At 71.0% G+C, this 20,624-nt stretch carries 21 protein-coding genes; 9 read left to right on the top strand and 12 right to left on the bottom strand.

Annotation, left to right across the window (positions count from 1 at the left end):
- Positions 1-101: 101 nt before the first annotated feature.
- Complete coding sequence (locus OHA03_RS26980; RefSeq protein ID WP_267006336.1) at positions 102-1,397, top strand: MFS transporter; 1,296 nt, start codon at positions 102-104, stop codon at positions 1,395-1,397.
- Here OHA03_RS26980 and OHA03_RS26975 read toward each other — a convergent pair.
- The 4 genes from OHA03_RS26975 to OHA03_RS26960 form a co-directional block, all read right to left on the bottom strand.
- Positions 1,359-2,204: a spermidine synthase gene (locus OHA03_RS26975; RefSeq protein WP_267006335.1), complete on the bottom strand. Its 846-nt coding sequence runs from the start codon at positions 2,202-2,204 to the stop codon at positions 1,359-1,361. The two genes, OHA03_RS26980 and OHA03_RS26975, sit on opposite strands and share 39 nt — an antisense overlap.
- 22 nt (positions 2,205-2,226) lie before the next feature.
- A complete protein-coding gene (locus tag OHA03_RS26970; RefSeq protein ID WP_267006334.1) occupies positions 2,227-3,072 on the bottom strand; it encodes a patatin-like phospholipase family protein in 846 nt (281 codons plus the stop codon).
- 86 nt (positions 3,073-3,158) lie between these two features.
- Entirely contained in the window at positions 3,159-4,334 is a 1,176-nt protein-coding gene (gene tuf, locus OHA03_RS26965) for an elongation factor Tu (RefSeq protein ID WP_267006333.1), read from the bottom strand.
- A gap of 93 nt (positions 4,335-4,427) precedes the next feature.
- Positions 4,428-4,595 carry a hypothetical protein gene (locus OHA03_RS26960; RefSeq protein WP_267006332.1) on the bottom strand — a complete coding sequence of 56 codons (168 nt, stop codon included), beginning with the start codon at positions 4,593-4,595 and terminating at the stop codon, positions 4,428-4,430.
- Positions 4,596-4,836: 241 nt separating this feature from the next.
- On the opposite strand from OHA03_RS26960, the gene OHA03_RS26955 reads away from it, so the two are divergent.
- Both OHA03_RS26955 and OHA03_RS26950 read left to right on the top strand, forming a co-directional pair.
- Positions 4,837-5,550 (top strand): TVP38/TMEM64 family protein, encoded by a 714-nt coding sequence (locus OHA03_RS26955; RefSeq protein ID WP_267006331.1) that lies wholly within the window; start codon positions 4,837-4,839, stop codon positions 5,548-5,550.
- Positions 5,551-5,879: 329 nt separating this feature from the next.
- Complete coding sequence (locus OHA03_RS26950) at positions 5,880-6,752, top strand: undecaprenyl-diphosphate phosphatase (RefSeq protein ID WP_267006330.1); 873 nt, start codon at positions 5,880-5,882, stop codon at positions 6,750-6,752.
- A gap of 318 nt (positions 6,753-7,070) precedes the next feature.
- Here OHA03_RS26950 and OHA03_RS26945 read toward each other — a convergent pair whose 3' ends face one another.
- The 3 genes from OHA03_RS26945 to OHA03_RS26935 all read right to left on the bottom strand — a co-directional run bounded on the left by OHA03_RS26945 (position 7,071) and on the right by OHA03_RS26935 (position 9,257).
- Positions 7,071-7,217 carry a hypothetical protein gene (locus tag OHA03_RS26945; RefSeq protein ID WP_267006329.1) on the bottom strand — a complete coding sequence of 49 codons (147 nt, stop codon included), beginning with the start codon at positions 7,215-7,217 and terminating at the stop codon, positions 7,071-7,073.
- A gap of 485 nt (positions 7,218-7,702) precedes the next feature.
- Positions 7,703-8,275: a DUF5565 family protein gene (locus OHA03_RS26940; protein WP_267006328.1), complete on the bottom strand. Its 573-nt coding sequence runs from the start codon at positions 8,273-8,275 to the stop codon at positions 7,703-7,705.
- Between the two features lie 157 nt (positions 8,276-8,432).
- A complete protein-coding gene (locus OHA03_RS26935) occupies positions 8,433-9,257 on the bottom strand; it encodes a hypothetical protein (protein ID WP_267006327.1) in 825 nt (274 codons plus the stop codon).
- 422 nt (positions 9,258-9,679) lie between these two features.
- Here OHA03_RS26935 and OHA03_RS26930 point away from each other — a divergent pair, with 422 nt between their 5' ends.
- The 4 genes from OHA03_RS26930 to lnt all read left to right on the top strand — a co-directional run bounded on the left by OHA03_RS26930 (position 9,680) and on the right by lnt (position 15,076).
- Positions 9,680-11,497 carry a pectate lyase gene (locus tag OHA03_RS26930; protein ID WP_267006326.1) on the top strand — a complete coding sequence of 606 codons (1,818 nt, stop codon included), beginning with the start codon at positions 9,680-9,682 and terminating at the stop codon, positions 11,495-11,497.
- 305 nt (positions 11,498-11,802) lie between these two features.
- Entirely contained in the window at positions 11,803-12,666 is an 864-nt protein-coding gene (locus OHA03_RS26925) for a universal stress protein (RefSeq protein ID WP_267008173.1), read from the top strand.
- Between the two features lie 149 nt (positions 12,667-12,815).
- Positions 12,816-13,313 carry a nuclear transport factor 2 family protein gene (locus tag OHA03_RS26920; protein ID WP_267006325.1) on the top strand — a complete coding sequence of 166 codons (498 nt, stop codon included), beginning with the start codon at positions 12,816-12,818 and terminating at the stop codon, positions 13,311-13,313.
- A 116-nt stretch (positions 13,314-13,429) separates the two neighbouring features.
- Entirely contained in the window at positions 13,430-15,076 is a 1,647-nt protein-coding gene (gene lnt / locus OHA03_RS26915) for an apolipoprotein N-acyltransferase (protein WP_267006324.1), read from the top strand.
- 13 nt (positions 15,077-15,089) lie between these two features.
- Here the strand turns inward: lnt and OHA03_RS26910 are convergent, their stop codons facing one another.
- From OHA03_RS26910 to OHA03_RS26900, 3 genes are all read right to left on the bottom strand, one after another.
- The gene (locus tag OHA03_RS26910) at positions 15,090-15,437 is read right to left on the bottom strand and encodes a hypothetical protein (protein ID WP_267006323.1); all 348 of its coding nucleotides are present in this window, start codon (positions 15,435-15,437) and stop codon (positions 15,090-15,092) included.
- A gap of 164 nt (positions 15,438-15,601) precedes the next feature.
- Positions 15,602-16,501 carry a Gfo/Idh/MocA family protein gene (locus OHA03_RS26905; protein WP_267008172.1) on the bottom strand — a complete coding sequence of 300 codons (900 nt, stop codon included), beginning with the start codon at positions 16,499-16,501 and terminating at the stop codon, positions 15,602-15,604.
- Between the two features lie 34 nt (positions 16,502-16,535).
- Positions 16,536-17,744, bottom strand: a complete 1,209-nt coding sequence (locus tag OHA03_RS26900) for an FAD-dependent monooxygenase (RefSeq protein ID WP_267006322.1) — start codon at positions 17,742-17,744, stop codon at positions 16,536-16,538.
- Between the two features lie 76 nt (positions 17,745-17,820).
- Here OHA03_RS26900 and OHA03_RS26895 point away from each other — a divergent pair, with 76 nt between their 5' ends.
- On the top strand, positions 17,821-18,465 hold the full coding sequence (locus tag OHA03_RS26895; protein WP_267006321.1) for a TetR/AcrR family transcriptional regulator: 645 nt from the start codon (positions 17,821-17,823) through the stop codon (positions 18,463-18,465).
- 273 nt (positions 18,466-18,738) lie between these two features.
- Positions 18,739-19,194, top strand: coding sequence for a hypothetical protein (locus tag OHA03_RS26890; protein WP_267006320.1), 456 nt, complete (start codon positions 18,739-18,741; stop codon positions 19,192-19,194).
- Here the strand turns inward: OHA03_RS26890 and OHA03_RS26885 are convergent.
- A complete protein-coding gene (locus tag OHA03_RS26885) occupies positions 19,182-19,637 on the bottom strand; it encodes a hypothetical protein (protein ID WP_267008171.1) in 456 nt (151 codons plus the stop codon). The two genes, OHA03_RS26890 and OHA03_RS26885, sit on opposite strands and share 13 nt — an antisense overlap.
- A 250-nt stretch (positions 19,638-19,887) precedes the next feature.
- A complete protein-coding gene (locus OHA03_RS26880) occupies positions 19,888-20,571 on the bottom strand; it encodes a uracil-DNA glycosylase (protein ID WP_267006319.1) in 684 nt (227 codons plus the stop codon).
- Positions 20,572-20,624 lie beyond the last annotated feature (53 nt).

The following is a 20,624-nucleotide window of genomic DNA, read 5'->3' as shown; positions in this document are numbered from 1 at the left end:
CCACATCCGCTCCGCGTACCGCCCGGGCGGTGCATTTGGCAGGTCGGGGTCCGGACAGGGATAGTCCCTTGGTGACTCCCGCTTCCGTTCCCCCGTCCCGCATGCGCCGCCCTGCCTGGGCCGGGCGCAACTACAGTCTGCTGACCGCCGCCGCGATCATCACGGGCCTGGGGACCCATGGCGCGTTGATCGCGACGGCGTTCGCCGTTCTGGAGTCCGGCGGTGACGGCGGCGACGTCGGCCTGGTCGCCGCTGCCCGTACCGCACCTCTGGTCGTCTTCCTGCTCATCGGCGGTGCTATCGCCGACCGGCTGCCGCGCCACCGCGTGATGGTCGCGGCGAACGCCCTCAACTGCGTCTCACAGGCCGCCTTCGCCTGGCTGGTCCTGGCCGGCGATCCGAAGCTGTGGCAGATGATGGTGCTCACCGCGGCGTGCGGCACCGGGCAGGCCTTCTTCAACCCGGCGGCCGAGGGCATGCTGATGTCCAGCGTCAGCGGCGAACAGGCCAGCCGCGCCTTCGCTCTCTTCCGGATGTCGATGCACGGCGCCGCCATCGGTGGTGCGGCGCTCGGCGGCGCCATGATCGCGGCGATGAACCCGGGCTGGGTGCTGGCCGTCGACGCCGCGGCGTTCGCGGTGGCCGGGGCGCTGCGCGCCTTCCTCGATGTCGCTCACATCCCGTCGCGCGGACCGGGCGGCGGGCTGCTCTCGGATCTGCGCGAAGGCTGGCAGGAGTTCATCGGCCGCCCCTGGCTGTGGTCCATCGTGGCGCAGTTCTCGGTGGTGGTGGCGGTGGTCGGGGCCGCAGAGTCGGTGTACGGGCCGCTGGTCGCCAGGGACGAGCTCGGCGGCGCCCGCCCCTGGGGTTTCGCGCTCGCCACATTCGGGGTCGGCACGCTGTGCGGGGCGCTGCTGATGATGCGCTGGAGGCCCCGGCGGCTGCTGCTCGCCGGGACGCTCTGCGTCTTCCCGCTCGCCCTGCCCTCGGCGGCGCTGGCGGTACCGCTGCCGGTGGCCGGGCTCAGCGCGGTGATGTTCGTCAGCGGCGTCGCCATCGAGGTGTTCGGGGTCTCCTGGATGACGGCCATGCACCAGGAGATCCCGGAGGAGAAGCTGTCGCGTGTCTCGGCGTACGACTGGTTCGGATCGGTGGCGATGCTGCCCCTGGCCACCGCGGTCGCCGGTCCGGTGGAGGACCTGGTCGGGCGAGGTCAGGCGCTCTGGGGCTGCGCGGTGCTGGTCGTGCTGGTCACGGGGGCCGTGCTGTTCGTACCCGACGTACGCAACCTCACCCGCCGGACGGCCGCCACGGCGCCGGTGGCCGCAGGGCCGTCCGCCGCAGCCGGGAAGGCGTCGTCAGCCGATGCTGAAGGCGCCGTCGGGCGGCTCGGGTGACGGCACTGCGTCGGCGTCCCCGACCGGCCTGGCCGCGCCGATGAGCCGGTCCAGCGCGGCACCGTGCTCGACCCGGGCCGGAAAGGCGTCGGCTGCGCAGCGGCGGGCCAGGGTCGCGATGTCGAAGGGGCTGCGGGAGGCGACCAGGACGACGTTCCCGAAGCGCCTGCCGCGCAGCACCGCCGGTTCGGCGATCACAGCGAGCTCGTCGAAGACCGCCGCGAAGTTGGCGAGTTGCGAGCGGAGGAAGCCGAAGGGCGCGCTGTCGGCGAGGTTGGCGGCATAGACGCCGTCGTCCCGCAGCGCCCGCCCGGCCGCCCTCGCGTACTCGACCGAGGTGAGGTGCGCGGGCACACGGGAGCCGCCGAAGACATCCGCGATCAGCACGTCCACGGACCCGGCCGGTGTCTCCTCCAGCAGACCGCGGGCGTCCGTGGCGTGCACGGTGACCCCGCTGCCGTCGGGCACCGGCAGCTGCTCGGTGACCAGGGCGAGGAGGCCGCGGTCGGCCTCGGCGACGACCTGCCGGGAGCCCGGCCGGGTCGCGGCGACATAGCGGGGCAGGGTGAGTGCGCCGCCGCCGAGGTGGAGTACGTCGAGGGGCGTGTCCGGCTCCCCGGCGCAGTCCAGGACATGGGCGAGCCGTCGCGCGTACTCGAACTCCACATGGGCCGGATCGTCGAGGTCGACGTACGACTGGGGTGCGCCGTCGACGGTGAGCAGCCAGGCCCGGTCCCGGTCCACATCGGGAAGCAGTCTGGCGGTGCCCTGATCCACGTCCCGGATCACAGGTATCGGCTCGTTCACCCTTCCATTGTGGGGTGCGGGTTCAGCCGTTCAGAACCGCGGCGACCTTCTCGGTGTGCGCCGCGGACTGGGCGAGTCCGACTCGTGCGGCGGCCGCCCGGCGGCTCGGGTCGAGGGGGTTGCGGCCGAATGCCTTCCTGGCGGCCGCATCCGGGGTGATGACGGCGACCCGGGCTCCCCTCGCTTCGAGGTCGGTGGCCTGGGACCGGGGCGAGACGATCACCTTGTTGCCACTGGCCGTCGGTGCGATGACGACGACGCGCTCGCATCCGGCGGCGAGATGGGCGTTGGCCGGGGAGTACACCCCACCGTCGATCCAGTCCTGACCGTCGATGGTGGCAACCGGCCAGACCGCGGGAACGGCGCAGCTGGCGGTGACGGCGTCCGCGAGCGGGACGCCGCTGTCCCTGTCGAACGTGTGGAGTTCCCCGGTTGCCGCGTGGACGGCGGTGATGCGCAGCTGCCGCTCGGGCCACTCCGGCGTCAGGAGCCGGCTCGCGATCAGAGCCCGCCGATCGGCCGCGGTGATTCCGGTCCGGGCCTCCCGCGCCATTCGGGCCAGCTTCTGCCCGTAGGCCTCGGGGCTGCCCGCGGTCAGCACAGCACGGGCGTAACGCATGAGCGTGGCCGTGCCGAGCCTGCCGCCGGTCTCGCCCTGAGGATCGGCGAGCTGGCGGGCGTACAGTTCCGGGAGGCCGAGCAGTCCGGAGGCGAGCTGGGCGCCGACGACGGCCCCGGCGGAGCTGCCGATGATGAGACCGGCGGTGGACAGGTCCACACCCGCCTCGGCGAGTCCGTACAGAATCCCGGTCTCCCAGGCGCTTCCGGTGACGCCACCGGCTCCGAGCACCAGTGCAATGTCTGCCATGCCGTCAGTCTTGCGCATGGCAACGGACCTGTCCCCCGCCGCCCGTGGGGCGCGGGGGACAGGTCCGTTGCGTGAGCGGATACGGATCAGAGCAGGGTGGTCACGGTGCCCGCGCCGACCGTGCGGCCGCCCTCCCGGATCGCGAAGCCGAGGCCGGACTCCAGCGGGGTGTCACGGCCCAGTTCGACGGTCATGGTGACCGTGTCGCCGGGGCGCGCCACTGCCGCTTCGCCGAGGTCGATGTCGCCGACCACGTCCGCGGTACGGATGAAGAACTGCGGCCGGTAGCCGGTGGCCACCGGTGTGGTCCGGCCGCCCTCCCGCGCCGACAGGATGTACACCTGCGCGGTGAAGCGACGGCTGGGCGTCACGCTGCCCGGCGCCGCCACCACATGGCCGCGGCGGACCCGGTCGCGCTCCACCCCACGCACGAGCAGCGCCACGTTGTCGCCGGCCTGCGCGGACTCCATCGGCTTCCCGAAGGTCTCCAGACCGGTGACGACCGTCTCGATGTCCGCCCCGAGCACGGACACCCGGTCGCCGACACGGACGGTGCCGCGCTCGACGGCCCCGGTGACGACCGTGCCCCGGCCGGTGATGGTCAGGACGTTCTCCACGGGCAGCAGGAACGGCGCGTCGGTGTAGCGCACCGGCATCGGTACGTACGTGTCGACGGCGTCCAGCAGCGCCTCGACGGACCCGGTCCAGCGCGGGTCGCCGGCCAGTGCCTTCAGACCCGACACCCGGACGACGGGGACACCGTCTCCGCCGTAGCCGTGCGCGGAGAGCAGCTCGCGGACCTCCAGCTCGACCAGGTCGGTCAGCTCGGGGTCGCCCGCGTCGGCCTTGTTGAGGGCGACGACGATGTGGTCGACGCCGACCTGACGGGCGAGCAGGACGTGCTCGGCGGTCTGCGGCATGATCCCGTCGACCGCGGACACGACGAGGATCGCCCCGTCGAGCTGCGCGGCGCCGGTGACCATGTTCTTGACGTAGTCGGCATGGCCGGGCATGTCGACATGCGCGTAGTGGCGGGTGTCGGTCTCGTACTCGACGTGCGCGATGTTGATGGTGATGCCGCGCTGCGCCTCCTCGGGCGCCCGGTCGATCCGGTCGAACGAGACGTACGAGGTGCTGCTGCCGGCACGGTCGCTGAGGACCTTGGTGATGGCCGCGGTCAGGGTGGTCTTGCCGTGGTCGACGTGGCCCATGGTGCCGATGTTGAGGTGCGGCTTGGTGCGCACGTATGCCGTCTTGGGCATGGCTCGATTCCTTCTGGATACGAAGCTGAAGAGAAGACCCCAGGGCCCTGCCGACCCTCCCCTTACGGGGTCCGCCGGACTGTCGGGGGAGGGTCAGCTTCGGGCGCCGCCGGAGGGCGCTGCGGCAGCGACGAACGCTGCTGCGTCAACTGCTGCTGCGGCAGCGGCGAACGCGGCGGCAGCATCGAAAGCGGGGACGACGGCAGCCTTCGGCGCGTCCGCGACTGCGGACTGCGCTGCGAGGAAGGCGTACCGGAACATGGGTCCGATCATGGCCGACGGCCGCGGACCCGTCGAATGGTTTTCTCTCCGGGCGTTCCGGCAGCCCCGGTACGGGAGTTCGTCCCCGGGCCGACCGGCTTCGGAGCTGCTTCGTGTCCGCGCCCCTGCAGCGGCGAGGGCCGGTCCCGGACACTGTCGGCGAAGTCCCGTCCCGCCGACGGGGCGGCCCGTACGGGGCACATTACGGCGATCACACAAGGGTGTCGGTTAGTCTCCCCGAATGCTCGACCCCGCCCCCGACACCCGGTCCGCCACCGGCCTGGCCGTGCGCTGTTCGAGGGCGCTGCGCTCGCCCTGGCCCCGGTTCTCGCTGCTCGTGGTGCTGCTGCTGGCCGCCGCGGCGACCATGCTGCTCCTCGAACCGCAGCGGTTGCTGGCCACCGGCTGGCCGGCCCGGCTGAGCAGCGGCGGCGCTGCGGTTGCGCTGTTCGGCGTCGTGTACGGGGTGTGCACCGTGGCGTTCGTACCGCGGCCGCTCCTCAATCTGGCCGCGGGGGCGCTCTTCGGTGCCCAGGCCGGTCTGGCCGCCGCGCTGGCGGGCACGGTGCTGGGCGCGGGCATCTCGTTCGGCCTGGGCAGGGTGCTGGGGCAGGACGCGCTCCGTACGCTGCTGCGCGGGCGCTGGCTGAAGGCGGCGGACGGCCAGCTGAGCCGGCACGGCTTCCGTTCGATGCTGGCCCTGCGGCTCTTCCCGGGCGTGCCGTTCGCGGCCGCCAACTACTGCGCCGCGGTGTCGCGGATGGGGTATCCGCCGTTCCTGATGGCCACCGGCATCGGTTCCGTCCCGAACACCGCCGCATACGTCGTCGCGGGCAGCGAGGCCTCGTCGCCGACGTCGCCCGCGTTCCTGGCCGCGATGGGCTTCATCGTGCTGACAGGGATCGGCGCGGCCGCCGTGGCCTGGCGCAAGCGGCACCGCCTCGGCGCGAAATGACCGGCGTGCAGGGCAAGAGGCACCTTTCCGCCACGGAATGATCGGCGGGCGGCGCCGGCGCAACCGTCTCGACGCCGAACGACCTGGCGGGCGGCGCCGGCGAGCCGACCGTGCGCCCGCTGAACGGGAGCAGGCACAGCGCCGGCTCCGGTCGATGGCCGGGGGCAGCCGTCACCCCGTTCACCCAAGGGCGATACGCTGCCCGCGCACGACAGACGATCATCGGGCCCGCCGTGGCCCTTCCCTCACATGACCGCACTCCGCACGTTGCCGACGGCCCTGCTGTCCGTCGGCCGATGCACGATGACTTCCGGGATGGCCAAAGCCCCATGAGCTGGTTCGAATCGTTCGTCCTGGGCCTCGTTCAGGGACTGACCGAGTTCCTGCCGATCTCCTCCAGCGCGCACCTGCGGCTGACCGCTGCGTTCGCCGGCTGGCACGATCCGGGTGCGGCGTTCACCGCCATCACCCAGATCGGTACCGAGGCGGCCGTCCTCATCTACTTCCGCAAGGACATCGCGCGGATCGTCTCGGCCTGGTTCCGCTCGCTGACCAACCGGTCGATGCGCAGCAACCACGACGCCCAGATGGGCTGGCTGGTCATCGTCGGCTCCATCCCGATCGGCGTCCTCGGCGTGACCTTCAAGGACCAGATCGAAGGTCCCTTCCGCGACCTGCGGCTCATCGCCACCACCCTGATCGTCATGGGCATCGTCCTCGGCATCGCCGACCGACTCGCAGCCCGGGACGAGACCGGCGGCAAGCACCGGGCCATCAAGGAGCGGAAGTCCCTCAAGGAGCTGGGCGTCAAGGACGGTCTGATCTTCGGCTTCTGCCAGGCGATGGCCCTGATCCCGGGTGTCTCCCGCTCGGGCGCCACGATCAGCGGTGGTCTGCTGATGGGCTACACCCGCGAGGCGGCGGCCCGCTACTCGTTCCTGCTCGCGATTCCGGCGGTGCTCGCCTCGGGCGTCTTCGAGCTGAAGGACGCGAGCGAGGGGCACGTGTCGTGGGGTCCGACGATCTTCGCGACGTTCATCGCCTTCGGCGTGGGGTACGCCGTCATCGCATGGTTCATGAAGTTCATCACGACCAAGAGCTTCATGCCGTTCGTCATCTACCGCGTGCTGCTGGGCGTGCTGCTGTTCGCCCTGGTGGGGGCCGGTGTGCTGAGCCCGCACGCGGGTGAGTCGGCGGGCTAGTACGGCTTCGGGTCCGATCAGGGCGGGGCGATCCACCCGGAACGGTGGTTCGACCGCCCGTTCGAGGCGGGTCGCGCCGCCACGGGTCGGACGCCCTCTGTGCGGGCGAGTCCACGCGGTCGAGGGCGACCGCTGACAGGTCGTAGTAGCCCGCTCCACGCTGATGTCGCGTGCTGCAGGAGTACGGGATCCGGTCTGCGAGCTGCCGCTGCGACGGATGAATCCCCTGCCCGAGCCAGAACACCTCGAGCCGGGTCGCCTCGTGCGAGACGAAGCGACCCGGCCTACTGGGTGACGCCGAAGCGGGAGAGGGCTGCGTCAGTCAGTGTCGACTGCCGGCAGGTCGGGGGGCGCGACGAACAGGCCCGCGTACTGCGGCCGCGGCGGCTCGACACGGTCGAGGGCAACCGTCGTGCCTATGTCCTCGGCGCTGTCGTCCGCGCGGCGCGGTGAAGCGTCAGCCATCAAGTCTCCTGTGCATAGCGGTCGTTGTGAGGGCCCCGAGCCCGAGAAGGCTGCGGCTGGTGTCCGGCGACGGCGCCTCTGCACCACTCCGGCGGCACACCAGGGCATCCGGATCATCCGGCGGGGCCTGCAGGGAGTATCCACCAGGACACGTCGTGCCGTCAGCACCGGGCCTGCCGCCCCGCCCTTCCGTACCGTTCCTGCCCTCAGGGGGGGCGGCCGGCCAGGCCCGTATCCCCCTTCGGCGCACGTTCTCGGCAGCTCCGCAGTCACCGGGCAAGGTGCGCCGTCGCGCCGGCGGACGACCTGGACGGCATCGCACATGACGGAGTTCGAGTCTCCAGAGTTCTCGATCTTCAGGGTGGTGCGTTGGACCTGCCCACCGTTGACCGTCGATGTCGAAGCACAGCCCGACGGTCGGAAGTTGGCGCATCGTGAAGAGGGGCCCGGCCATTCGCCTGGAGTGGGCCGGGGCGGCACCGGTCTCATGACCGGTCCGGGGTGAAGTCGCGCGCCTTGATCTTCGCCATCCGCCCGTCGGGGTGGTGCCAGACGATGCCCTCGCACCCGTCGGCCGCGGCCAGGGCCAGCGCGGCGCTCCGGATGCCCTCGAAGGTCAGCTCCGGCACGGCGACGTCCCGCGCCAGGGCGTGCTCGACAAGGAGATGGGAGTCGCTGCGCTCCGGGTTTCCGTTGATCTTCGGGCCGACCAGTTCGAAGGTCCCGGTGATTCCCTCGCAGGGTCCGATGTTCCGGACCGCCTCTGCGTGGAACTTCGCGAATGACGACTGGCCGATCGGCTCCCAGCCGACCGTCCTGCCGGTTGTGTCGTCGGTGGAAATGACCACGTAGTCCGGCGGCGATGCCTTGCCGGGTTTCACCTCGCGCCGTGCCCACCAGTCGCCTGCTTCGTCGAGCATCACGCACGTGCCGTCGTACTTGCGGGTCGCGCGCCCTTCCCCGGCGAGCACCCACTCGCAGCCGGGCGTCACCTCTGGCAGCACGCGCGCGGGGCGAGCGGTGAAGTCGCGGACGAACATGGTGGGAATCTTGTTCATGCCGGAAGTCTCCCGGCTGACCGGCCGGCCTGCACGCGGATTCCGCCCACGGGCGGCTGTCCGGCTTCGGTGGCCGGCCTCATCGGTCCACCACCACGGACCGGCGGACGGCTACCGCAGAGATCAAAGATCGAGCCGGCTCTCCGTACGCGTCGGCTCAGTACGCGACGACCGCCCATATCAGGGCCCCGACGACGGCCGCCGCGTAGCACCCCACGGCGGCGCGGACGAGGGTGCGTCGGGTGGAGACGCTCCATGGCGTGCCGGCCAGCACCCTGGCCAGCACGGGCAGCACAAGGATCGCGTGCAGGCTCACTCCGTGCAGCGGTTTGAGTGATGCCGTGGAGGCGTAGCCGGCCAACTGGTGTCCGGTGCGCGTCAGATAGACGCCGCGGCCGATCATCGCAGCGCCCGCCAGCAGCCCGACGACAAGGATCGCGAAGCCGGCCCGCAGCGCGAGCGCCATCCCGGCCGGCCCTTCGGGGCGCCGGACGAACGAGGCCACCGCCAGGGCGGTGAGGATGACGACCAGCGCTCCCCCACCGACGGCCAGCGACATCGAGACCGCCGTGTTGAAGGGCGTCTCCATGTTGAAGTGGGACGGTACGCCGCGCCAGGCCTGGAGTGTGATGCCGGCGACCTCCAGCACGCAGTCGGCGGCGAACGCCGCAAGCAGCACGGTACGGGTGCGGGCGGGTAGGCGTACGTACGAGGCCACCCAGCAGATCGCGATGAGCGTCAGGCCGAAGGAGAGCCCGAAAGTGACGGGCTTGCGCCAGGAGACCGGGCCGTCCCAGGGACCGCCGTCGACGGCGAAGACGATCAGGTGCAGCAGCCCGGAGACGACGAGCGCCGCGCCGGTCGCGTAACAGAGCCGCTCCACCGGGCTCGGCTTCCGCCCTGTGGGCGCGGTCGGCGGTGAGTCGGGCGTGCTGCTGTGGGCCGGTTCCGTCCTGGTGGATGCTGCGGGCTGGTTCTCCATGTCCGGAGCATCCCTCGGGGGGTGTGCGGCCGTCGTCGTACGTCCGGAGGCAGTCGCCGTACGCCCTCCGGAGTACCGCGATCACCCCTCTCCGGATGACCTCAGGCCGTGGCCACCGAGTCGCTCAAGAGGGCTGCACATATCTCTGCGTGACGACCGGCGGGTTCCGCTCGCACGCTGAACTCGACTCCTGAAGTCCAGATACCCGAACTCATGCGTCGGATATGACCGATTAGCTCCTCCAAGACTCCACATACATGAACTCCATTGTTGTGTATGACCTCTTGGCTCCGCCATCGCATGGTGCTAGAACTCCTTTCACATGAAGAGCAAGATCCTCGGATCACGCTGCGTCATGCCCAGGACCGCCTCCCCGCGGCCCCTCATTCGCATTTCGCCACCAGAGTGGAGGCAGTCGTTCGATGCAATTGCCAGTGAGCCGTCGCACCTTCTCCCGCCTCGCTGTCGCACCGGCAGCGGCACTTGTGATCGGATCGGCCGGGCGCGCCTCGGCCACCGGTGGTACGCCCCTCACCGCACCCGCTTCCGCCTCCGCACGGACGCGCGGCGAGATCGCGGCGGCGGTCGACCGCGTCACCACGTTCATGGACGAGCACGTCTCCTACGGCGGCGGCTACGTCTGGAGCTACCTGCCGGACCTCTCGACCACCTGGGGCGAGATGGAAGCCCGGCGCACCATGTGCTGGATACAGCCGCCCGGCACACCGTCCGTCGGCCACAGCCTGCTCGACGCCTACCACGCCACCGGATCGGAGGCCTGCTACCGGGCGGCCAAGCGCACCGGGCTGGCCCTTGCCGACGCCCAACTGGCGTGCGGCGGCTGGAACTACATCCATGACACGGCGGGCCAGGGTTCGCTGCGGAAGTGGTACGAGACCATCGGCACCAACGGGTGGCGCCTGGAGGAGTTCCAGCACTTCTACGGCAACGCCACGTTCGACGACGCGGCGACCTCGACCGCCGCTCAGCTGATCCTCCGGCTCCAACTGGAGCGACCTCATCCCAAGTTCGAGGCCTCCCTGGACCGTGCGATCCGCTTCATCGTCGCGGCGCAGTACCGCGGCGGTGTCGCCGACGGCGGCTGGCCACAGCGTTTCCCGGCCTTCTCCGGCTCCGTGAAGCAGACGCCCTGGCCGGACGAGCTGCCGTCGTGGCTGCCGTCCGACGTCAGGCACGGCATGGAGGACGGCGACTACACCGGACATGTGACCTTCAACGACAACGTGCTCGGCGAGAACATCAAGTTCCTGCTCATGTGCATCACCGCCCTTGGGCGCCGGGACCTGATCCCAAACGTCAGGCGGGCCATGGCCTGTCTCCATCGCATGCAGCAGCCGGGGCCGCAGGCCGGCTGGGGGCTCCAGCACCTCGCCCGCGCAGCAGACGGCCGACCGGCCGGCGCTCCCGCCGGCGCCCGGTCCTACGAGCCTCGGGCACTGGTCACCCACACCACTCAGACCAACGTGTCGCAGCTCTTCGCCTACTTCCGGCTCACCGGTGACCATGAGTTCCTGCGCCGCGTCCCGGAAGCCATAGCCTGGCTGGAGAGCTGCCGGCTCACGGACCAGCAGAAGGCGGAGAACCCGCTGCTGGCCTCCAGCACGCACCCGACCTTCGTCGAACTGGGCACCAACCGCGCCCGCTTCGTACACCGCTTCGGCTCCAACATCCGCAACGGCGCCTATTACAACGACTGCGACCACCGGGACACCCCGAGCCACTACGGCGGCGGCCGCAAGGTCGACACCGCCGCGCTGCGCGCGACGTACGAGGAGCTCATGGGGATGAGCCGGTCCGAGGTCGCCGACCTCAAGGCCCGCTCGCCCCTCTCGGCCCACGGCAGGCGTGGACTGCCGGACTACTTCTCGATGAGCGACCTCAGTCCCGACGACCTGTTCCGGCACGCCGATCTGTCGCTGCCGACCGTGACCCAGGCGCAGGCCGACGCCGTCGTCGAGGGTCTCGGCGGCCGCGATCACTGGCTGACGCCCATCGGTTCGATCACCAACCCCTACCGGGGTCCGGCACCCGCGACACCGTACGACGGCAAGGCCTATATGAGCCGCAATGTGGGCGACCTCTACGACACCTCGCCCTACGACCCGCTCAAGCCACCCGTGGAATCCCCCTATACGCCGCAGGCCAGTCCGCTGGGAATCACCACGTCGGACTTCATCAAGAATCTGGGCACCCTCACGGCGTACATCGCAGGCAGCTGATACGCCCGCCGCTCCGCCCTGGCGGCGACCGTTGCCGGATCGCCCTCATCCTGAAGCGCGTCGCAGAAGTCCCCGCAGTCGACAGTCCGGAGAGATCGGAAAACCTGTCCGCTCGCGCCCTTCCGCGACGCGCTTCAGTGCTTCGCACCGCTTCGCTGTTCGCTCTTCGGCTGCTCCTGCGCCGGACGCCGACCGGCCGTAGCGTACGGAACACGACCGCGGGGCGGACACGGCCAAGAGTCCATGCCAAATGCCCCGTACACGTATCAACCTGGGACGTGTACCGCTGGACCCTGGAGGACGCCATGACCACCGCCGAGCTTCCTGTGATCGCCGCCGTCGACGGTTCGTGGCGCAGCTACGAGGCGCTCGAGTGGGCCGCGTGCGACGCAGTCCGGCGAGGGCTTGCGCTGACGATCGTGCATGTCAGGCCGCTCAATCGGCGTATCAGCCAGGAGGCGCAGCGGCGCGAGGCCGACGAACTGCTCGCGGAGTCCGTGGGCCGGGTGGCGCAGGTCGCTCCGACCCTGCACACGTCGACCCTCGCCCCGATGGACTTCCCGGCGGCGGCGCTGACCGCGCTGAGCGAGCACGCGTCGTTGCTGGTACTGGGCTCGCGCGGGCTGGGCGGGTTCCGGTCACTGCTGATCGGCTCGAACAGTCTGACGACCGCCTCGATGGCCAAATGTCCCGTCGTCGTCGTTCGCAGTGGCCGGGCGGACGAGGAGGGGGCGGAGGCGGCGGAGATGTTCACGGACATCGTCGCGGGGGTGGCCGCCGACGAAAGCAGTGAGGCGGTGCTGGACTTCGCGTTCGAGGCCGCCATGACCCGGCCCGGAGCGCGCCTGCGGATCGTGCACGGCTGGACGATGTTCTCGTCGATGCTCTCCGGCGGTCCCGTCTTCGACCGGGATGCGGCGGCAGGCGCGGCCGAGCGGACCCTCGCGGAGCTCACCGCCGGGCGGCCTGAGAGGTATCCGCAGGTCGAAGTTGTGCAGGAGCCGGTCCACGGGTCCGCGTCCCACACCCTGGTCACGGCGTCGGCGACCGCCGCCCTCACGGTGATCGGGCGGCGCAAGGGCGGCGAAGAGCTTGGATTCGGTCTGTCCCCGGTGGCGCAGACGACACTCACTCATGCGCTCGGGCCGGTGGCCGTGGTCCCCTGCTGAGACGGACACGGGTGGTGCGGGTTCCGGCCGGGACGTTCTCGTTGTCCGGGCTCCCGGTCCGGGGTTCCGGGCGACCGAATCATGCTCGGACATGGCGCCGCGCGTGCACAGCCCTTGGCGTCTGCGGTCGGCGGGCACACACTGGCCGAATGACGCAGCGCGTGGCTCTCGCGACCGTGATGGACCAGCTCTCCATCGACGCAGTGATCACCGGCTATGCGGTGGCGGTGGACGACGGCTCCTGGCAGGACTACCGGGACCTGTTCACCCCGGACGGCCGCGCCGACTACCGTAGCGCGGGCGGTGTCGAGGGGCCGGCCGCCGAGGTCGCGCACTGGCTCGCGGAGACGCTGAGGATCTTCCCTGTACGCCAGCACCTGATCGTCAACCGCCGGCTCGACCTCCAGGACCTGGGCGGTTACCCCGGTGACCGCGCCGATGTGCGGGCCGACTACCTGAACCCCATGCGGCTGGAGGCTGCGCTGGACGGCGGTGACACCGGAGCCTCCGACACCACCGCGCCGAACTTCGCCTCCGGCGGCCGGTACGCCTTCGGGATGTTGCGTACGGACGTCGGCTGGCGGATCCGTACCGTGACCGTCCACGAGAAGTGGCGCAGCCTCTCCGGCTCCCTCGCACCGAGCTGAGCCGCGCAGGTCCGCACCCGGCCCGCACCCAGGCCTGGCCGCACCCGTTCCGCTCGCCCCACACTGGGTAAGGAGAAGGGCAGCACTGCTCACCGGTCAGGTCGAGGAGGCGCGGTATGCGGATTCCGGTCGGTCGGCGTGAGCAGCGGGAGCGGTTCCTCCGGTCACCCTGGTGGCGCGGCGGTGGAGCCCTGCTCGTCGGGGCACTGCCCGCGCTCGCCTTCCCCGCCGCGTCGCTGTGGTGGTTCGCTTATGTCGCGCTGGTGCCCTGGCTGCTGCTGATCCGCTCGGCCGGTACCGCGCGCCGGGCGGCGCTCGACGGCTGGCTCGGCGGGACGGGCTACCTGCTCGCCGTGCACCAATGGCTTATGCCCAGTCTGCATGTGTTCATCGTCGTTCTCGCGGCGCTGCTCGGTCTGCTGTGGGCGCCCTGGGGCCTGCTGGTGTCCCGGATGCTCGGCGGCGCCCCGTCCGTCGCGACGGCCGCGGCAGCCGTGATCGTGGTGCCTTCCGGCTGGCTGATCATCGAGCTGGCCCGCTCCTGGGAGGCGCTCGGCGGTCCTTGGGGGCTCCTCGGCGCGAGCCAGTGGCAGGTGCCCGCGGCGCTCCGGGTGGCATCGGTCGGCGCCGTGTGGCTGGTGAGTCTTCTGGTGGTGGCGGTGAACACCGCGGTCACCCTGCTGTTCCTGACGTCCGGCGCACGGACGGCCGCAGCGGTCGGCATCGTGGTGTGCGCGCTGGCCGTGGGCGCGATATGGACGTGGGCGCCGCAGCCGGAGCAGTCGGGCGTGGCCCGGATCGCCGTCGTGCAACCGGGGGTCGTTTCGGGGCCGAACAGCGTGGCGCTCCGCTTCGCGCGCAGCGAGCAGCTGACCCGCACGCTGGCGGGCCGCGACGTCGATCTGGTGGTGTGGGGCGAGAGCAGTGTCGGCCAGGATCTGTCCCGGCGGCCGGACCTGGCCGCGCGGATCGCGAAACTCTCGCGCGAGGTCGGCGCGGATGTGCTGGTGAACGAGGACGCCCGGCACACCGACACGTCGGGCCGGACGGGGATCTTCAAGAGCGCGGTGCTGGTGGGGCCGGACGGCCCCACCGGGGACCGCTACGACAAAATGCGTCTGGTGCCGTTCGGTGAGTACATCCCGGCCCGTTCGGTGCTCGGCTGGGTGACGTCGGTGGGCAAGGCGGCGGGCGAGGACCGGCTGCGCGGCACCCGGCAGGTGGTGATGTCCGTTCCCGAGCCGCCTCGCACGGACCGATCCACCGGGTCCCCCAACGAGGTCCGCGCCCCGGAGCACACTCTGCGGATCGGGCCGCTCGTCTGCTTCGAGTCGGCGTTCCCCGACATGAGCAGGCAGCTGACCCGAGACGGGGCACAGCTGCTGATCGCCCAGTCGTCCACCTCTACGTTCCAGCACACCTGGGCGCCTGAGCAGCACGCCTCGCTCGGCGCGCTGCGGGCCGCCGAGAACGGCCGCCCGATGGTGCATGCCACGCTCACCGGCGTCAGCACGGTGTACGGCCCGCAGGGCGGGCGCGTCGGGACGCCGCTGGGCACGGACACGAGCGGGGCCGCCGTCTTCGACGTACCGCTGGCCAGTGGCAGCACCCTCTATGTGCGGCTGGGCGACTGGCCGGTGCACGGCGCGCTGGCCGTGCTGGCGGCATTCTGCGCCTACGAGGGCGTCCGGTCACTGCGGCGGCACAACCCGGCGGAACCGGTCGGTGCCGTGCGTCCGAAGGCCGGGGTACCCGGTCGCTGACCAGGCACTCACGCTATGATGGGCCGTTCACGGAGACGATCTGCCCCTGCGCGTCGACGGTGAGCGCGACCCGCTCGACCTTGTTCTTCACGGCGAGCACCATCCACACGGCGCCCCACAGGAAACAGCTGAACACCATCAGGAGGGCGTGCAGCACGTGGTTGAGCGGCTGCCCCCTGACCATCACGACCTGTGTTTCGGCCCGGGACTCCACCCGCCAGCCGGTTGCGATCCGCTGATTGACCGCCCAGTCGAGGATCAGGCTGCGCTGTGTCGCATCGGGGGGCCGCCCGTCCGCCGAGTAGTAGCCGGGCGGTGGCTGGAGCGCACCCCATCCCTGTGGCTCGTCGTGAGGCTTCACGAGGTCACCTCCACGGGCCGGCGGTCCATTGCCCTCAGCCTGCCCCGGGCCCGAGCGGGACGCATCCGGAGCGGATCGAAACCCCTTCTGACCTGCGGATTCCACTGTGGGCAGTCCGCTGTGGCGCGGTGCGCCACGGTTTTCCGACCTGATCCGCCGGCCCCCTAGGCACAGTCCAGGTCACGCAGGATGCGCTCGCACAACTCGTGGGTCTCAAGAGCGTCCCGGGCGCTCAGCAGTTTTCCGGCCCGCACGGCGTCCAGGAAGGTCAGCACGCTCTGCTCGATACCGCGCTGACGGGCCACCGGCACCCAGTCGCCGCGTCGCCGTACGCTCGGCTGCCCCTTGTGGTCGATCACCTCTGCGAGGTTCACCACCTCGCGCTTGGAGTCCTGTCCGGAGACCTCGAGCCGCTCCTCCGTCGAGCCGCTGAGCCGGTTCATCGCACCGATGGCGGTGAACCCGTCGCCGGACAGCTGCAGCACGACATGGTGCATCAGCCCGTCGCGGATCCTGGCCCGTACGACGGTGTGCTCGACCGGGCCCGGCACCAGGAAACGCAGGGTGTCGACGACATGGATGAAGTCGTCGAGCACCATGGCCCGCGGCTCCTCGGGCAGACCCACCCGGTTCTTCTGCATCAGGATCAGTTCGCGGGGGTGCTCGATGCACTGCGCATAGCCGGGCGCCAGCCGCCGGTTGAAGCCGACGGCCAGGCTGACACCGCGCTCCTCGGCGAGGTGCACCAGCCGCTCGGAATCGGCGAGTTCGTAGGCGAGCGGCTTGTCGATGTACATGGGAACACCGGCATCGAGCAGCCGGCCGGCGATCTCCGGGTGTACGGAGGTCGGGGCGTGGACGAACGCGGCGTCCAGGCCCTCGGCGATCAGCGAGTCAAGGTCGGTGTGGCACTGCTCCGGCGGGATCCGGTGGGTCTCGGCGACGGCGGCCAGGGTGGCGGGGGTGCGGGTCTGCAGATGCAGTTCGACCCCGGGCAGGGTGGTGAGCACCGGCAGATACGCCTTCTGCGCGATGTCGCCGAGCCCGATGCAGCCGACCTTCACAGGGGTCTCCCTCTCGCCCATGACCCGCCCGTGGCTACCGCTGCGACATGGGCGTGTTCTTCGTCCCGGCAGCATACGTGTGCTGCGGCGGCCGCCAGTCGGCGATGCCGTCGAAGGTGCGCAGGACGAGGCCGGGCCCGAACCGGGAGACGGCGGACATCAAGGTGTCGCGCAGCGCGACGGCAGGCGGGCTGGTCAGGCGCATCAGCCGGGTCACCTGGGCGGCCTTGCGGACGATGCCACCGGTACGCGGGACCCGGTCCGCGCTGTATGCGGCGAGGGCCGCCGCCAGGTCGCCGTCGGGCGCCGCGTGGTGGGCGAGCACGATGCCGTCCTCGATGGCCTGGTTGCCGCCCTGGCCGAGCGTGGGCGCCATGGCGTGCGCGCAGTCGCCGACCAGTACGGTGCGGCCCCGGTGGAACGCCGGCAGAGGGTCGATCAGATGGTGCACGTCGTTGCGGAGAATCCGGTCGGGTTCGACGGCGGCGATGATTCCGGGGATCGGGTCGTGCCAGCCGCCGAACCGGCGCAGCAGCTCGGCCTTCTCGTCGTCGGCCCGCGCTCCGGCCGGTGCGACCGCGGCCGCGTACGCGTAGATCCGGCCGTCCTTGAGCGGCTGGGTGCCCCAGAGGGCGCCGCGGCCCCAGGTCTCGTGCGGGGCGAAGGGCTTCCCGGGCGCGGGGACGACGACGCGCCAGGTGGTGAAGCCGGCGTACGACGGTCCGGGGTGCGCTGGGAAGAGCAGGGAGCGTACGGCCGAGTTGATGCCGTCGGCGCCGACGACGAGGTCGGCCTCGATGTTCCCGGCCGGCGTTGCGACGACGGCCCGGGCACCGCCCGCGGTGCCCGGGTCCACGAGTTCCGCCGCCGCCCCGGTACGGACAGCGGATGCGGGCAGTTCGGCGGCGAGGACATCGATCAGGGTGGCGCGGTGCACCAGGACGATCGGGCCGCCGAACCGCTCGGTCGCGGCGGCGCTGTCGGTCCGGGCGAGCCAGCGGCCGTCCGGTCTGCGCATCCCGCCGTCGCCCTGCCAGGCGGCCAGGGCCCTGATCCGGTCACCGAGGCCGATCACGTCCAGGGCGCGCTGGGAGTTGGGCGCGAGGCCGATGCCGGCGCCGACGGGCTCCAGGGAGGCGGCCCGCTCCATGACGGTGACCTGCCAGCCGCGCCGGTGCAGGGCCACGGCGGCGGTCAGACCGGCGATCCCGCTGCCGATGACGACCGCATGGGGCTTGGCCATGACTCCTCCTCGGAACTACAGGTGTAGTGACGAACTCACCGTACTACAGGTGTAGTCGCGGCGGTAGGTTGGTCCCATGGCCACAAGCACCACACGCGCCCCCGGCACCTCCCGGGCAGACCTGATCACCGATGCCGCCCTGGCGCTGCTCGCCGAGCGTGGAATGCGGGGGCTCACCCATCGCGCCGTCGACGAGCGCGCCGGGCTCCCACAGGGCTCGACGTCCAACTACGCCCGCACCCGGCAGGCCCTGCTGGAAGCGACGGTGCGGCGACTGGCGGAGCGCGAGGCGCAGGTGCTCGCCCCGGGCGAACTCCCGATGCCGGGCGGCGAACCGGACGGCCGAGTGCAGGGGGAACCCACCGAGGGCCCGGACGCGCTGGTCGCCGGTCTCGCACTGGCCCTGCACCGGTATCTGACCCGCCACCCCGAGCTGCTGATCTGCCGGTACGAACTCGCCCTGGAAGCCACCCGGCGGCCGGAGCTCCGGGAGTTCTTCGACGCGACGGGCCGCCAGTTCCGCGAACCCCTGGTGGCGCTGATGAAGGCGGCCGGTTCGGCCGAACCGGAGCGGCATGCCCTGTCCCTGGTGGCCTGGTGCGAAGGGCTGATGTTCTCCTGCGCCGCAGGTTCGTACCACCGCGCCGTACCGACCGCGGCAGAGCTGCGCACCGGATTCAGCGAGCTGTTGCGCGGAATGCTCGGGACCCGCGGGCAATAACGCCTGGCCTGGACATGATCACTGGTGAAGAATGCCCGGCATGACGACGCGCCACGCCGATCTGGTCCGGGAGCGGGTCGACGGCTCGACCGGCGACTGATCCGGCCCGGGACCCGCCCCGGAGCCGACTCGTGCCCGGCCCGCGCCCTGACCCACGCCCCGCCGCGAAGAGCAACGGCAGCCGGGCGTTGCGCTGACCGGGGGTCACTCGTGCGGGCCAATCATGACTCCCCCGCTCCCGCGATGTGCTGCCCGCACAGCAGAGTTGCCCAGGTGCAACGAACCAGAATCGCCGTGAAGCTCCTGGTCGGGGTGGCAGTCACTGCCGTGTCCGGCTGCGTGTCCGTGGAGCCCCAGCCGGGCCTTGCGCCCCGGCCCGCGACCAGCAAGCCCGTCCAGGACCTGGCCCCCCAGATCATCCGGCCACCGGTCCGGGACACGCTGGAGGCTCTGCCGGACCCGAAGCCCTCCAAGGCGGTATCCGGCCCGGTCGCCGGGGCCCCCTCGGAGACCCGCCGCAGCGCGCCGCGCGCTCCGCAGCAAAGGAAGCATCCAGGCGTGACCGGGCACTGGTCGGGTCACGCGCCGCGCGCGGAGCCTGCACCGGTCCCTGCCCTGCAGTCCTCCTCCGCCACCGGGTCGGACGTCTGCGCACTCGGCCGGGGGTACGGCGGCTGGCCGGCGGGCAGCCCCCAGTCCCGGATCTGCGAAGACACCTACGGCCACTGATCCCACAGCCGCCGCTCCAGCCGCCCGATCGCTGCTCGGACCCCACCCCCGTACCCGTCGTCCATCCCGTCGTCCGCGAGCACGTCGGAGGCCTTCCGGGCCCGGTTCAGATGGATCCAGGCAGCTTCCGGGCGCTGGAGCTTCACATAGTCCGCCGCAAGGCTGAGATGGAGCGCGGGATAGAAGGCCCGGACCGCGAGCGCGTCCCGGTGCTCCGCCGCCCGCTCGTCAGTCAACCCCTCTGCGGCGGTCAACGCCCTCAGGTCCCAGGCCAGTTCATCACCGGGATCGTCCTGGGTGTCTGCCATGTAGTGCGCGAGCGTGCAGCGGTGAAGGGCGTCGCCGTCCTCGCTGATCTCCGACCAGATTGCGCCGAATCGATTCCGGGCCTCTTCCCGGTCGCCACCGTGCAGCAGCATGATCGCCTGGCCGATCCTGGTCATGACGGCGTCCCTCGACGCCTCCTGCTGCTGCTCCGTCACCGCGGTCTCCCTCGCGCCTGCCCAGCCGATCCCGGTCGGATCCGACCGCACCGGCTGCCGCGTCGAATCCGGTCGCTGCATAGCGTCCGGTCGCTGCGTCACGCCCGATGGAGTCCGTTCGAATCCGGTCGGCTCGACGCTAGCCGCTGATGCGGGCAAACCCGCTCAGGCTCGGGCAAAGCGCCCGAGGCTGTCGGGCAGGTGCCTGCGGTCAGCCCAGGTCGGGGATGCGCCAGTCGATGGACTGGTGCCCCTGTGCCGCAACGGCGTCGTTGATCTGCGTGAACGGACGGGAGCCGAAGAACTTCTTCGCGGACAGCGGCGACGGGTGCGCGCCCTTGACCACCACATGGCGCTCCTCGTCGATCAGCGGGAGCTTCTTCTGCGCGTAGTTGCCCCAGAGGACGAAGACCGCCGGATCGGGCCGCGAGGCCACCGCGCGGATCACCGCGTCCGTGACCTTCTCCCAGCCCTTGCCCTTGTGCGAGTTGGCCTCGCCGGCGCGGACCGTCAGCACGGCGTTGAGCAGCAGGACGCCCTGCTCGGCCCACGGCATCAGATACCCGTTGTCCGGGACCGGCAGACCGAGCTCCTCCTTCATCTCCTTGTAGATGTTCCGCAAGGAGGGCGGCGTCCTGACGCCGGGCCGCACGGAGAAGCACAGCCCGTGCCCCTGCCCCTCGCCGTGGTAAGGGTCCTGGCCGAGTACCAGGACCTTCACCTTGTCGTACGGAGTGGCTTCCAGCGCGGCGAAGACCTGTTCGCGCGGCGGATAGACCGGCCCCTTCGCCCGCTCCTCCTCGACGAACTCGGTGAGCTCCTTGAAGTACGGCTTCTGCAGCTCTTCGCCGAGGACGCCGCGCCAGGACTCGGGCAGCAGGTCGGTGTCGGTCACTTCAACAACCTCCGGTACGCAAATCGGTTCTTGACCAAGAACCTACCGGGGGC

The sequence above is a fragment of the Streptomyces sp. NBC_00154 genome (assembly GCF_026342835.1).
Classification (GTDB): Bacteria; Actinomycetota; Actinomycetes; order Streptomycetales; family Streptomycetaceae; genus Streptomyces.
This window is presented reverse-complemented; position numbering and strand designations above follow the sequence as displayed.